Here is a 15,235-nt window from a genome sequence, read left to right as displayed (position 1 = left end):
TGCTAAATTAGCGAATAAATAAACAAAATGGACTTGTTCTGTGAAATTAAGAAGTACAGCGCTAGTAAAAGGCTTCAGACAATCAACACCTTACGTAAATGCTCACCGTGGCAAAACCATGGTCATTATGCTAGGAGGCGAAGCTGTTGCTGACAAAAATTTCGGCAACATTATTAGTGATATAGCCCTACTCCACAGCCTAGGAGTCAAGATTGTTCTCGTTCACGGGGCAAGACCACAGATAAATCAGCTGCTAGCAAAGCAAGATTGCCATACGCCTTACCATAAGAACATTAGAGTCACTGACGAATATTCTTTAGGGGTAGCGATGCAAGCCGCAGGTCAATTACAGCTGGCTATTACAGCTCGTCTTTCGATGAGCCTTAATAACACCCCAATGGCAGGCACTCAACTGAATGTGATGAGTGGTAACTTCATTACGGCTCAGCCGCTAGGCGTAGATGACGGTACGGATTATTGCCACAGCGGACGTATTCGTCGAATCGATATCGAAGGGATTAATCGCACACTTGATCAAGGCTCTATTGTCCTGTTAGGTCCAATTGCTAGCTCCGTGACAGGAGAAAGTTTTAACCTGCTTTCTGAAGAAGTCGCAACACAAGTCGCGATTCGCTTAAAGGCAGACAAGCTGATTGGATTTTGCTCCGAACAAGGGGTAACCGACGAAAGCGGTAATGTACTCGCCGAACTGTTCCCTAAAGACGCTAAACAAATCCTAGAACGCTTAACGGAGTCTCAGAATCCGACCGAAGATATGAGCACGGGAACACTACGCTTTTTAAAGGGAGCTATCTCCGCTTGCCACGCAGGAGTGCCTCGCTGTCACTTAATCAGCTACAAAGTGGATGGCGCATTGATCCAAGAGCTGTTCTCTTTCGACGGTATTGGAACCCAAGTAGTAATGGCGAGTGCCGAACAAGTAAGACAAGCTCAGATTGATGATATCGGTGGTATCTTTGACCTCATTCGCCCGCTTGAAGAACAAGGCATCCTCGTTCGTCGTTCAAGAGAGCAGTTAGAGCAAGAAGTCCATCGCTTTACTATTATCGAGAAAGACGGGCTGATTATTGGCTGTGCTGCACTGTATGCTTACCCAGAAGATCACATGGCAGAGATGGCCTGTGTTGCTATCCACCCTGACTATCGAGATGGAAACCGTGGCCAATTACTACTGGATTACATGCGTCATCAATCGAAGTCGCGCGATATCGACCAGATCTTTGTTCTTACCACACACAGCCTACATTGGTTCCGTGAACAAGGGTTTTACGAAATAGGTGTCGACGAGCTGCCGATGAAGAAACAAAATTTATACAACTATCAACGGAATTCAAAAATTCTAGCATTAGACGTTCAGTAAAACTTTCAGACACCAATCACACTTTCTCATTAAAATAATTGCAAATGTAATCGTTTGCTGTGCAATTTTTAACAAATATGCACTTTCAGTCACACGAATAATTGTATAGTATTTAGCCGCTTTAATGATATTAACAAATAATTTTAATTGGAATTACCATCTTGATAGTCGTATCGAGTTAATTAAGGTGGTCACTGCACGGATTGCTATACCCGTTGACGGTCAGCACGCTAGGAATAGCTTTGCTCGTTGATATAAACAGCAAAAAGAGCAACATTGATATGAGAACCATTGTTTGTAACTCGCTGCAAAGTTTTTGGGATATGGCCGACAACCAATTCTTAGAAGGGCTAGACGTACACTGCGTGTTCCCTGTGAGCGAGAACCTTAAAGAGTTTATTTTAAATTGCCAAGCAAAGTACAAGATAAACCATATATCGTTTACTCGAGCGTTTTTAGGCTCTGATTCCTAATAACGCTCAAAGCAACCAAGGAGGGTTGCTTTATGTATACGCTATCCCCTGCAATTTGGTCACTTGACTCCCCTAAACACTTTCGCCAAGTATCTATCTTCGTTAGCTGGTTAAGCGACTGCCTAAACCACTCACTCGCTCTGTTTTTACCTTAATACCACGCTTCAATACATTCGTATCACTGAACATCATCAGTCGTTTCTTCGCACGTGTAATACCAGTATAGATAAGCTCTCGCGTTAAAATAGGGCTGAAATCTGGCGGCAAGATCATTAAGGTCAGATCAAATTCACTACCCTGCGATTTGTGTATCGTCATCGCATAAGCCGTTTCATGATCGGGCACTCGGCTTGGCAACACCGCTTTCACGCTGCCATCGGGCAATTCAAAATAGACCTTCAATCTAGGTGCTGTATCAGAATGACTCGAATCAGATTCAAGCATACATATACCAATATCACCATTGTATAAACCCAAACCATGATCGTTACGCGTTACCATTACAGGACGTCCGTGATACCACAACTCATCGTTGTGTGGGTTCACCAAACGTCTGGCGGCAAGTGCCCTTTCGATTCTGTGGTTGAGGCCTTTAACGCCAAAGTCACCTTCACGAATGGAACACAGCAATCGACATTGGCTGAACAAGTCGAGCACCGATTTAGCTCGCGCTTCCTGAGTTTCTAATTCTTCTAACGGCACGTTCATTCGGTTCAGATACGCACCATACTCATTGACTAAAGTACGCAGCATCAAGTTATAGCTGTCACTCGATAGGGGATGATTTTCTATATCCTCAAACCCTTTAGCAAACACTTGATCGACCTGCTTAGCAGAGCCGTTATTGATTGCTTTTGCCAACTGTCCGATACCTGAACGCGCATCGAAACGATAACTCTTCTGCAGCATACACAAGCTGTCTGCAATCGCAGGAGCGTTAACCGAACCAGCTTTGGCCTGTCTGGGTTTGGCTATCGCATCAAAACCAGTCATTTCCGCAATCAGGTTGCCTTGCGCTGTGCTGTACCCTGCAGAGTTGAATGAACAGATATCACCGAGCACAGCACCTGCCTCTACCGAAGCGAGTTGATCTTTATCCCCAAGCAGAATCAGCCTTGCGTGTTCAGGAAGTGCATCGACCAGCTTATACATCATCGACAGATCGACCATCGAAGCTTCATCCACCACTAAGATATCAAGGTGAAGCGGATTGCGTCGGTTGTGCCTAAACTCAGCACGATTAGGAATCGCGCCGAGCAACCTGTGTAAAGTGCTCGATTCCGTCGGTATGTTGGCTTTTACTTCAGGCGCTAAAGGCAGTTGTTCAATCGCTTTACCAATCGACTCAGTTAAACGTGCCGCCGCTTTACCTGTTGGAGCCACCAGCTTGATCGTCGGTGTTTTACCTTGGCTGATTGATTGTTCAACCATAGCCGAAAGTAACTTAGTTACCGTGGTCGTTTTACCGGTGCCCGGTCCGCCAGAAATAACCGCAAAACGTCGACTTAACGCCACCGCTGCCGCCACTTTTTGCCAATTCAAACAAACAGATAACGGCACTAGACTATCCAGCACATCTAAATCGGTCACTTGTTTAGCTTGAACAATCGCTTGGTCTATCGCGCCCCAATCTAGAACTTGCTCATTCACAATATCTAGATGGTCACACACCAGTTGTTGGCGTAATACCTGAGAGGTGTGTTGGCTTGCTTCAGCCTTGGCTAAGGCATTAAACAGAAAATGGTAACTGCGTGCGAAGAGCTGATTGAGTGTTTCCGTCAGCGCCTTTTTCTGTTCAATATTGAATTCTACCGGCTTACTTAAACGGTTCAACGTGTCTGCCAGCACAACTTCGTAGTTCCAATAACGCTGTAAGTAGACACGCTGTCCATCAAACATCAGCGGCTTAACACAGTCATTGGTTGTTCCAACTAAATTGGACGATTGAAGTACCGCCACCCAATCAATACCTAACAGTTTCTGGTTCAGTTGCAGTGCCGTTTCACCGTATAGCCCAAGTAACTGAGCAAGATCGGCCGTTTGTTCAGGGCCTATCGTATGTTGCTGTATAAGCTGAGTACAAATATGCCCCTTGCCTAATTCATGGCTCACCACCCCAGCAAGAAAACCAATCTGTTGAGAATGACTCATGGTTTGCTGAGAAATAAAACGGGCAAACTGATAATCCAACTGACGAATTGATCCCTTATCAGCGAGGAACTTTAATACATCCATGAGCTGTTCAGGGATAAGTGAAACTGGCTTTACAGAGTTCGCTGTTTCCATATTAGTGGTCGTTGTCATTATAAAAGCCCCATCTGTCCAGTTTCATCGTCATTCAATTGTGCTGAACGTCTGTCTATCACTTTACCGTCAATCAATTGATCCATTTCATCGAGCAAAGCCAGTGTTGGTTTAGCCGAGAAAACACCTTGTTGTGATTGGCCATCCATTCCTCTTAGGAACAAGTAATAAACCCCACCGAAATGTTCGTCATAACTGTAATCCGCAACGCGACTGCGTAGGAAGCGGTGCAATGCCAACGCATAGATTTGATATTGCAGATCGTAGCGGTGGTCGGCCATCGCCGATTTCAATGCTTCACCATGGTAGACGGCAACATCATCACCTAAATGGTTCGATTTCCAGTCAAGTACATAGTATTTTCCTTGATGCTCAAACACTAAATCGATGAAGCCTTTCAGCATGCCTTGTACAGTTTGAAAACCTAAGTCACCCGCTTTTGCTGATAACGGATCGTGATATTGAATGGTTTGATTCAATTCAGATGCGGCTAATACTTCGATCGGCAACAAGAATTCCATCTCGACTAAACGTTGCGTTGAGTCTTTCTCGCTAAGTTTTAGATTTTTACTATCCAACGCGGTGTTCAGCACCGTATCGACCAGTTGTTGAAGCACGGGTAGCCACTCGAGTTCGTATTGCTCTGACTCTAATAAGTGAGTGATTACTTGCGTGTTATGCTCGCTGGTTGCTGGCTCGGTAAATTCAACATCCTCAAACAAGGTGTGCAAGAAGGTACCTGGACGAGCGCCACGAGGGAAGGTGAATATAGAACGTTCAGGTTCTATCAACTCAGACTCGTCTTGTTCATCCGCCGAATCAATATCAAAGCCAGACACCTCAATGGTCGCATCATGGCTTGCTCCGTGGCTGCCCTGTTTGACTAGTCCTGAGTAACTGGTGATACGCCAAGCTCGGTCGATTGACGCCTTAAGTTCACTGGCCTGTAAGTCGTCACTCACTTGTTCTGCTTGTACAAAAACGTGCTCGTGAGCGGTAGGCGTTTCAGACAATAGTACGCTTGAATTCTTACTCTCAATCGCTAACAAAGCTTGATTCAACTCAGCAATGCCTTGCTCTTGTCCGTTTTGAACCAAGTAGCCCATCGCACTTAAGTGAACGCCAGTTGGCTCTTTAGTTGAACGCCCTTTACGTAGCGGTGCCATGCCAATGAAACATCCATAAACAGCACGAGTCAGCGCCACGTAAATCAAACGTAAGTCTTCCGCCAATCGCTCTTTATCGGCTTGCGCTAAAGCACTGTCGCTACCGGTAATATCAAGCACTGTGGTATCTGAATCATGGTCGTAGAACTTACCTTCACTCGCTTCACGGTAACTCGCCACAAACGGCAGGAATACTAGATCATATTCCAAACCTTTCGATTTATGAATAGTGACGATTTGAACTAAGTTTCTTTCTGATTCAAGGCGTTGAATGTCGTCGTCACTACCGCCTAAACCATTTTGTGCATCTGAGATTGCTTCAGCCAGCCAACGCAACAAGCCATAGTCACTATCGAGTTCTTGTCTTACTTGTTGCAACAACTCCCCAATGTGCATTAAATCAGTGAGTGAGCGCTCACCATTTTCTTCTTCCAGTAAGCGTTCCGCGAGATGTCGTTTACTGATCACGCTGCGAAGCATTGGCAACACGCCGCGCTGAAGCCACAACTTACGATATTCTCTAAACTCGTTAACGACGTTTTCCCACACCACTTCATCGTTGTTGAGTTCATCCAATGATGCGGCATCCAGAGCAAACAATTCCGACGCTAAACTTGCGCGTAATGCTCGGTCATTTTCAGGTGTCAGCACCGCCTGCAACAAACGTTGAATATCTTGTGCGACCAAGCTGGTGAACACACTGTCTCTGTTCGACAAGTAGACACTCGCAATGCCTTGCTCAGACAGCGCGTTCTTGATCAGACGACCTTCACTACCGGTTCGAACCAAAACAGCAATATCACCCGCATTCACGGCATGTTGTTTTTTGCCGTTATCAAAATAGGCTTGTTGATTTTGAGAAGCGGTCAGAATGGTTTGAATTTGACTCGCTGTCGCCTCGGCCATGGCTTTGTGATATTCGCCTTTTGGTAATGGCTTATCTTCAGCATCTTGAAGCCAAAAGGTCAGTGCGTGCTGAGTTTCTCCGTTCATTACCCATTGGCGTTTGTCAGCCGATGGGCTAGCAGCAACGGGTAAGAATGGAATGTCTTGGTCGTAGATAAACGGGCTATCCGAATTCATAAACACTTGGTTTACCGCGCTGACCATATCAGCACTCGAACGCCAGTTAGTGCCTAACGTATAGTGAGCACTAACTTGGTTTCTTGCCTTAATGTAGGTAAAGATATCTGCGCCACGGAAGCCGTAAATAGCCTGCTTCGGATCACCGATCATAAACAGACCGCATTGCGGGTTATCTAAATAGATTCGGCTAAAAATACTGTATTGCAGCGGATCGGTATCTTGGAATTCATCGATCATCGCCACTGGGTATAAGGTTCGAATTCTCTCCACTAGCAATGATTGCTCATCCACATCAATGGACGCGGATAACTGAGTCAACAAATCATCAAACGATAACCACTGCTTTTGCTGTTTAGCTTTGGCTAACATGGTTCGGCAATGGGTAATGGCATGCGCCAGCAATGGAGCTTTTAGATCTGCTGGAGAATTTAAGAAGTCCTCAATCGCTTCGAAAACGGCGTGCTGAGGTGCAGTGCCTTTCGGTGTTTTTTCAATTAACGTGGCTTGTGAGAACTTCTCTAGTTTATCTGGAAACTGGTAATCATGAGTGTCGCTCTGCGCCCATGCCGTGACGGCTTCTAACCAAGTCGGTAAAGATTTCTTAGTGTAGCTACGCTTGTTCACATCTGAACCTGAAATCAAAACCAAAAAGTCCGCTTCGGATTCGCACCACAACGCCTTAAGTTGCTTCACTTTATCTAGGTTTTGATTGTGCAGAGTTTGCAGGTCGCCCGACATTGCTTCGACGGTTAGCTTTAGTGGAGAACCCGTCAGATAACGATTTACGTCAGCCAATAGAGAAGCGGGAGAACCCCAAATATTGCGTACTTCGCCCGCGAGTTGAATTGGTAGCGGGTAAAACTGCTTACGCCAATAGTCGGCAACTACTTGCGCTTTCAAGTGGCTTTCATCGGTCACAAATTCATTATCAAAACGGCTTCCAGATTCAAAGGCATTTTGGGTCAACATGCGCTGACAGAAACCGTGAATGGTGTAGACCGCCGCCTCATCCATTTGCCTTTCAGCATTGAGCAGAGTTTTCGCCGCGCCAGCATGATCATCGATGGCTTGTAACAAAGGCGCAATCACTGGGTCGTCACTTTGCCCACGTGCAAACGCAATCCGTGCATCATGGATTCGCGCACGAATACGATCCCGCAGCTCGGCCGTAGCCGCTTCAGTAAAGGTCACCACCAGAATTTGGTCTACAGTTAGTGGCTCATGGTGTCGTGTAGCTTCCGTCAGATCACCTTGCGGCGCAGCAGTGCCGTGCCCGAGCAGTAGGCGCAAGTACAAGCCAGCAATGGTGAATGTTTTACCAGTACCCGCCGATGCTTCAATTAAACGCGCGCCATGAAGTGGAAACGTCATGGTATCGAGTGTCTGTGGAGCGATTACCTGAACACTGCTTATGGTCGTCATGCCTTACTGCCTTTTGATAGATGAGTCTGTTAAAAATGTGACTATTGCTATAAATGTGACCTAGCGTGGAAAACGTCATTCAATTTACGTCCTACGCTGATTTGTTAATAGTTAGTGCGATCTCTCTCACGGATCAATTCAGATCGCCTCGCTACTATGCGCCCACGAGTTCAGGAGCGCCTATGAGTTTTGTACTTTACGGCGTTACTTTGAACCACAGAATAATGGTCCCTCTGACCTGTGGCCGTACAGCGAACGCCCTACACTAATAATGATTTACTGGCGGCCACTTTATTTCCTGTACCTTGCTTCAATTCACCTTGATTCCCTTCATCTTGAAAGCAAGCGTACCAAACTCTTACCAGCGACTCTCTTTTGTCTTTCATTAATTCAGCGCACTCGCTATTGATCTTGTCGATCACAGCCACCTACTCCTGATCTTCCAGATCGGCTGCAGCCAACCTTGCCGCCTGCAACACAAGTGTCGAGTACATACGTGATTGAGCAGCCAGTTCATCATCCCACTTAGGCCAAATTCGTGAGATGTAGGTATCTCTGCCCTCGCCCGTAAAGGCGAAGCTGTCGTTAAAGGTATCGGCCATTTTCTTGAGTGACTTTTCTTCATCATCGACCCATTTACCGCGGCTAAAGCCCGCTTCAACACCTGCTAATGCGGTTTTCGGGAAGTAAGGCAGTGGCGCTGTCATACCTTGATAAAACAGTCGTACTAACTCAGCTAATATACTCTTCGCTTGCTGCGCATCGCCGATAGGTTGTAGCGTTTGATGAACCACGCCCTCTTTTCTGTCGTAGCCAATAATATGGGTCGTTTTTCCGTGCCCCATAACAGCGCAGGATAGATGATCAATCCACGCAGCCAAGTAATCTTGAGAGCGTATTTTGCCGCTACGGAAACGCACTAGACCTGATTGATAGTTTTGAGTTAACCACCCCATCAAGCGAACAGGCTTACCTTCGCCTAACACGTCAAACTCGATATTCACTTCGAGATCTTGCTGCGGTGATCCGCTCACAAATCTAATCTCTTTGGCTAAGTCTTCCGCTTGAACACGATTGGTTTCAAATTCGATGTCACCAAAGGCGCCAACAGGTAATCGACCTTGTGCTTTTTGCTCAGAGACAAACTGTCGCACCGCTTCCTCTGCACCTTCTGGGTGGTCCAGCAACACTTGCAGCAACGCATCTTTAAGCTGGAAGCTCTCTAGTCCATTGAGTACGAATGGCTCATCGTCTTCCATTACAGGAAGTGGCGGTTCAAACACGACTTTGAGACGGCGATTAAAGAAGTATTGCACCGGTAAGCGCCAGAAACGCTGCAACTCAACCAAGTCGAGTTCTAACGGATACGTTGCACCCAACAAATAGTCGTCCAATGCTCGGTTGAACTCACCACTGCGTTCACCGGAACGGTTAGCCGCAGGAAGCCACTCTTTGGCGTAACTCAGCACATGGCTTGAATCACCTTTAGTAAAGGCTGCCGGGCTAAATGGCGTCATGGTGTGTTCAAAACTGATCGCTTGAGTCAGCTTGATACCAGAATCATCACTTGGTAGCGCTTGGTCTTCACTCAAACAGTAGTTTTGCTGGCAGTACTCAATCAACTCTGAAACCAATACTGACGGCACTCGCTCAGTATTATCTTGAATCGAACGGCCGACATAGCTTATGTATAAACACTCTTGTGCTGACAGCATTGCTTCTAAGAATAGATAACGGTCATCATCACGACGAGAACGATCACCCGGACGAGTGCGTCCGTTCATCAAATCGAAACCTTCAGGCGGCATTGAGCGAGGGTAAACACCATCATTCATACCTAACAAACAGACGGTTTTGAACGGAATAGAACGCATCGGCATCAGGGTACAAAAGTTAACTTGCCCCGCTAAGAAACGCTGACTGATACGCGCACCCGACAGTTTATTATTCAAATACTGATAGATAATGCTTGGCGATAGCTTTTGTTCGTACAAGGCATCATCAAGCTGTTCATTCAGTTGCGAAAGCGCGTCGCGAATCGACTTAAGCACCACCTCACCTTCCAGCTCAACCGCAAAGAAATCATCAATTATTTGCAGCAAGGTTTCACGCCACATATCGATTGATTGTGTTTCAGTCAGACGCTGGCGGTAATGGGCAATACGATCGATAAAGTGCGCTAATTTACCCGCAAGTTCGGCGTTAATACCCTGAACTTCGTTATAAGCGGCAATTGGAAAGTGTTCAGTTTCAAACAAGCCCGCAGAGTCCGACATCGCATAACCCAATAACATGCGCTGAATACCAAATAGCCAGGTATTTTGCTCGGTTGCAGGTAGATCAAATTCCGTTGCGGTAGAAGAGTCGACACCCCAACGGATGCCCGCTTCTTCAACCCACTGCTTGGCTTGCTCGAATTGAAACTCATCAATACCAAAGCGCGCCATCATTGCAGGGATTTCTAACAACTCTAATAACTCAGACGCTAAACAACGCGTATTCGGTAGCGCGACCAGCTGCATGAAGGCGGTTAAAATTGGGCTTTCTTGATCAGCGGTTCTATCTGAGATCGAGTAAGGGATATAGCGCTCACCCGGGGCATTACCAAATACTGCCTGAATCGCTGGGCTATAAGCATTAATGTCAGATACCATTACGATGATATCGCGCGGTTTCAGTGTCGGGTCAGCATCAAACATTGCCAACAGCTGATCATGAAGGACTTCAACCTCGCGCATAGGGCTGTGACACGCGTGCACGGTCAGAGAGCGATCTCCCAGTTCAACCACCTGTTTATGGTGGCTGGAATCTAAGATGTGGTCGTCTTGATGTTCTTCTAACTGGAGAATATCGGCTTGCAGTTGATGAAGGAGGCTGTCTCTCTCAACATCAATGAAAAACTCGTGCTCTTCACTGTCTGACTGAGATAACAAGAACAGGTTATCTCTGCCTAATTTACCCATAGACGCCAGCAAGCTATTACCGACAGCTTGGCTGGTGTGTAGTTCGTCTTCAACGTTGGCTTCAATGCCATCTTTCAATGGTGAGGCTTCGCCTTCAAGCTGAGGTAAACCATCAATCAAAGCAAACTGTTTACGACGCTGCGCTTCAACTCTTGCCAAATATTTACGATCGCGAATTTCGCCCCAGTAATGTTGGCAAGGGTTAGTAAACATCAAGTGCACATCAATCTGCTCACCAAGTGCTTTCAATGCATCCATGTAGCGAGGAGGCAGCGAAGAAATACCAAACACAAATAAGCGTTTCGGCAGATGTTGCAATTGACCTTGTTGATTGGCTAGCGCTTCAATGAAGTCGTGGTACAAATTGCCACGGTGGTATTTTGATTGGCCTTGAGACAGGGTTTGCTCATAGAGTGCTTGCCACAAAATCGGTTGCCAAGGGTGCTCTTGCTGCCCTTCGTCATCAATAAGTTCGGAAACGGGCTCTCCCGCTTCCCACATCGCCATCCACTCTGGTCGATACACCAAGTAGCCATCGAAGATATCGGCAATTTTTTCTGCCAATTGATACAACTTCGAATCATCTTCGTCGTTTTCAAGGTAGCGTTGTAGAGGTAAAAAATCAGGGTGGTCAAGCTTAGCGGGTAGCAAACTCATCAGCTTCCATGTCATCGCTTCCTTGTTAAAAGCACTGCGTTTAGGTACATCAGGAAGCACTTGGGTAAACATATCCCAAATGAAGGTTGCTGGAAGTGGGAAATCGATATTTGCTGCTACGCCAAACTCTTTGGCGAGTTCCATCTTAAGCCATTGAGACATACCTGGGCTCTGAACCAAGATCTGCTCTTTTTCGAAGGGATTGGCTAAAGGATCACTTTTAATTAAGTGAACGAGAAGGATTTTTAAAGTATCAACTTTATTGGAATGGTAAACAGTAAACAAAGTGCACTCACGCTAATCTTGCCACAATATACTGCCAGATTAGCATAAGTGCCGAGTTTGGATGAGGAATATAAGCTTATGAAATACTGAAAACTTAAGCTCCGTTTATCTTTTGAACTATTGCCCTTTACAACCTACCTGCTACCGCACTTAAAACACGATGAGGTTTGTAGTTAATACAATAGCGAACGGCGACATAACCGACGACTAAAGTTGCCACGATCAGTTCAAGATACGCTAGGCCGAACACTTGATTTATGTAATGCGCTTCAATACCTTGTGCTTGCATCCACGCTGCCAATTTAAACAGTGCCGTTGCACCAATCACAATAGGGAAGGTAAATGCGGCATAGCCTGGGCTAAACGGTAGACGAAGTAGTTTGAAGAACGCTGCGTAAATGATGAACGTCATTAGCACTGCAATACCAAACAACATACCAATGATAACTGGCGATGGATCTGCTGAAACCGTTAGGTATCCTGCTAGAGATAGGCTTGCAGGTGCAGCCATAATCGCAATGGTTGGTTTCGCTGCGTCAGGCACTTCGTGAGAGAAGATCAGACGGTAAACCATTATTGGTAGCATTACTGCGTAAACCAATAAGCCGAATACCAAGGTCGCGTTCGCTACAGGCTCTAAAACAGGATTACCAGAGAAAGAAACGTCTGCCACGATAATACCAATTGGTGGCACAAACCAGCTTGGTACCATATGGTGAATCTCAAACTGTTTTGCTCTGTGGTACAAAAAGCTCACTAGAAACACGACGTGCAAAGCTACAGATGCCAGCCACATCGCTTCTTGTAAGAATTGAGAGATTGGCGCCAAAGACGCTGACACTACCATGCATCCCATCGCAAATGTTGGTACCACACTGCCGACAACAGGGTGAGCAAGATCTTCACGCAATAGGTGACCATGAATCAAAAATTTCACAGCTAAAACAAGAAGCAATACCGCCGCAATACCTGCACTGATCCACTGCACTAAGCCTGGAGTGTGCAAAATACCTTGTGCGACTAAAACACCATCCCAGCACCAGCCTAAACTTGCGATTGCTAGTGCTAACCCTGCCATGGGTGTTGGAGCTCCTGTTAATCTATATTTAATGCGTTGAATCATGTCAGCCTCTCTTAAACTTAATTCACTAAACTTGTGAACTCATCAGCTTGTTGAAGCCATAATACGCTTGCGATTCGTTAAACAATATCCAATTATATATAACAAATGTTCATTTATACTGAACAAGAATTTCCACCAGCAGCGTAAAACTAGGAATCTGATGGCTAATATTTCAATAAAACAGCTCAAAGTGTTTGTCACCATTACCCAGCATTCAACGCTTACCGCCGCATCAGAAGCGCTGTTTTTGTCTAAAGCTGCGGTCAGCATGGCACTAGGCGAAATGGAGAAACAACTCGGCCACTCTCTATTTGACCGGGTCAACAACCGATTAATTCTCAACCAAGAGGGACATAAGTTGCTCCCATTGGCCGATGAGATATTACATCGTGCTGCTGGTATTGATGTTTTGTTCCGTGACGACCAGCCATTAAGTGGCAATCTCAAGGTTGGCGCGAGTGACACGATTGGTAATCAGGTCGCCCCCTTTATTCTGTCAGGCTTTCGCGAACGAACTCAGCATCAAGACCAGAGCTTGTTCATTTCAAACAGTGCGCTGATCTGCCAAAAGTTGGTGGATTATGAACTGGATATCGCGCTAATTGAAGGAAAAACACTCCATCCTGAGTTGATATCAAGCCAGTTCAGTAACGATGAGATGTGTATTATCGTTAGTAATCAACATCCTCTCGTTTCAAAAGAAAAAGTGACTTTAAGCGATTTGGAAGATAGTCACTGGATTCTACGAGAATCAGGCTCAGGGACCCGCGAGTTTTTCCTTCGTGCCGTTGCTCCTCGCATCGAACATTGGTATGAATCCTTTGAACTCAACACCACTGAAGCGATCATCAATTCAGTTTCTGCCAATCTTGGATTCGCGTGTTTATCACGACTGGCGGCGCAACGAGCAATTGACTCAGGCCGAGTGAAAGCACTCGATGTCCCACTCGACATGAAACGACGTTTCTGGATGCTGGTACACAAAGACAAATACCAGAGCCCGCTGCTGAAATCTTTCATGAGTTATTGTGAAGACTGGGCTACACATCAAGATTGAGGCCGCATTGTTAGGGCTCCAACTGGACTTTTAACATCAGAAACTGTATAAAAAGCCAGTAAATTTTATCAAACTTAGAGGATTAACCATGGCTGTTATCGTCAAGTACGTGGTCGAACGCAACGGAGAAGAGAAAATGACTTTTACCTCTAAAGCCGAAGCTGACGCATACGACAAAATGCTGGATATGGCTGATGAGCTTTTTGAACTGTTAAGCAAAAGCGACTTAGTTGAAGATGAAGGCAAGCAAGAAGAACTTGCAATGTACCTAGCGAAGAATAAAGAAGAAGTTCTTTACGCATTAGGTGCTAAGCGTAAACCAGCTCCGAAAAAAGCTAAGAAGCTTGAAGCTGTTGAAGACGCAGAAGAAGATGCAGCGTAACTAACTGATACCTCTGTTGAAAACGTCAATGACGCCTCTAATAAGAGTCCGTTATTGGCGTTTTTTGATTTGAGAAACTAGCTATACTGCACGACCAAAACTCTACACCTATCACTAAAACCAAACAGCCAGCCTTCCGTTGGCTGTTTTTCATTCACACTTGCTCTACTATCTATTTCTAATAATTATTTGTATCTAAGATTAAATACACAAACCATTGGTATTTAACTGCATATTTTCAAAGGAATAATATGAAAGAGCTCATCATTCATACCATTACCGTGTTCATGGGCTTTTTTGCCATCATGAACCCAATCGCCAATGCCCCAATCTTTCTTGGATTAACCGGTGACAATGATAGGGAAACGGTCAAGTCTATCGCTTTCCGCTCAGTGTTCATCGCCTTCATAATCGTCAGTACCTTTGCTGTGTCGGGTAAGCTCATCTTCGACCTATTTGGTATCACGCTTTACGCACTGCGCATCACGGGCGGCATTCTGGTCTTTTTGATTGGCTTTCACATGCTACAAGGCGACTCAACACACGCCAAAGCAAAAGAGAAGGTCAATTCAGACGAGCAGCAAGATGCAGCATTGAGTATCGCAGTATCACCTTTAGCCATGCCTATACTGGCAGGCCCCGGCACTATAGCCACCGCGATGAACTTTGCCAGCACGGAAGGAATTTACGAGACCATAATCACCATCGTCGCGTTTGGTCTACTGTGTACCTTAACCTACATATTATTTGTATTCGGCGAACGCTTCGTGAAAGCCGTAGGGCCAAGCGCATTGAACGTGATTACTCGAATGATGGGTTTGATACTTGCGGTTATCGGCATGCAGATGTTGATTGAAGGGATTGAACAGGCTTACAAGGCGCTGTTTATCTAGCCTCTTACTTCACTAAGTTTTATAAAGAAATAGCCAGCGATTC

At 45.6% G+C, this 15,235-nt stretch carries 10 protein-coding genes; 5 read left to right on the top strand and 5 right to left on the bottom strand.

The annotated features are described in order from the left end of the window. The first annotated feature begins 40 nt into the window (after positions 1-40). Positions 41-1,381: an amino-acid N-acetyltransferase gene (gene argA / locus WR49_RS15020; protein ID WP_046224550.1), complete on the top strand. Its 1,341-nt coding sequence runs from the start codon at positions 41-43 to the stop codon at positions 1,379-1,381. Between the two features lie 281 nt (positions 1,382-1,662). Then, positions 1,663-1,854, top strand: coding sequence for a hypothetical protein (locus WR49_RS15015; protein WP_046224581.1), 192 nt, complete (start codon positions 1,663-1,665; stop codon positions 1,852-1,854). Positions 1,855-1,956: 102 nt separating this feature from the next. Here WR49_RS15015 and recD read toward each other — a convergent pair whose 3' ends face one another. The 5 genes from recD to WR49_RS14995 all read right to left on the bottom strand — a co-directional run bounded on the left by recD (position 1,957) and on the right by WR49_RS14995 (position 12,815). Further along, positions 1,957-4,161, bottom strand: coding sequence for an exodeoxyribonuclease V subunit alpha (recD, locus tag WR49_RS15010; protein WP_046224549.1), 2,205 nt, complete (start codon positions 4,159-4,161; stop codon positions 1,957-1,959). After that, on the bottom strand, positions 4,158-7,832 hold the full coding sequence (gene recB, locus WR49_RS15005; RefSeq protein ID WP_046224548.1) for an exodeoxyribonuclease V subunit beta: 3,675 nt from the start codon (positions 7,830-7,832) through the stop codon (positions 4,158-4,160). The genes recD and recB overlap by 4 nt, the downstream gene beginning before the upstream one ends. Before the next feature lie 260 nt (positions 7,833-8,092). Then, positions 8,093-8,254, bottom strand: a complete 162-nt coding sequence (locus WR49_RS21510; protein ID WP_170960514.1) for a hypothetical protein — start codon at positions 8,252-8,254, stop codon at positions 8,093-8,095. A 6-nt stretch (positions 8,255-8,260) separates the two neighbouring features. Then, positions 8,261-11,737, bottom strand: coding sequence for an exodeoxyribonuclease V subunit gamma (gene recC / locus WR49_RS15000; RefSeq protein ID WP_046224547.1), 3,477 nt, complete (start codon positions 11,735-11,737; stop codon positions 8,261-8,263). Positions 11,738-11,864: 127 nt separating this feature from the next. After that, positions 11,865-12,815 (bottom strand): TDT family transporter, encoded by a 951-nt coding sequence (locus WR49_RS14995; protein ID WP_082082785.1) that lies wholly within the window; start codon positions 12,813-12,815, stop codon positions 11,865-11,867. Between the two features lie 205 nt (positions 12,816-13,020). Between WR49_RS14995 and WR49_RS14990 the strand changes: the two genes are divergently transcribed. From WR49_RS14990 to WR49_RS14980, 3 genes are all read left to right on the top strand, one after another. After that, the gene (locus WR49_RS14990) at positions 13,021-13,917 is read left to right on the top strand and encodes a LysR family transcriptional regulator (RefSeq protein ID WP_046224545.1); all 897 of its coding nucleotides are present in this window, start codon (positions 13,021-13,023) and stop codon (positions 13,915-13,917) included. A gap of 88 nt (positions 13,918-14,005) precedes the next feature. After that, positions 14,006-14,299 carry a YebG family protein gene (locus WR49_RS14985; protein ID WP_046224544.1) on the top strand — a complete coding sequence of 98 codons (294 nt, stop codon included), beginning with the start codon at positions 14,006-14,008 and terminating at the stop codon, positions 14,297-14,299. A gap of 251 nt (positions 14,300-14,550) precedes the next feature. After that, positions 14,551-15,192, top strand: a complete 642-nt coding sequence (locus WR49_RS14980) for a MarC family protein (RefSeq protein ID WP_046224543.1) — start codon at positions 14,551-14,553, stop codon at positions 15,190-15,192. Positions 15,193-15,235 lie beyond the last annotated feature (43 nt).

The sequence above is a fragment of the Vibrio sp. ECSMB14106 genome (assembly GCF_000972265.1).
Classification (GTDB): domain Bacteria; phylum Pseudomonadota; class Gammaproteobacteria; order Enterobacterales; family Vibrionaceae; genus Vibrio; species Vibrio kanaloae.
The sequence above is the reverse complement of the archived record's forward strand: the minus strand, read 5'-3'. Positions and strand labels throughout refer to the sequence as shown.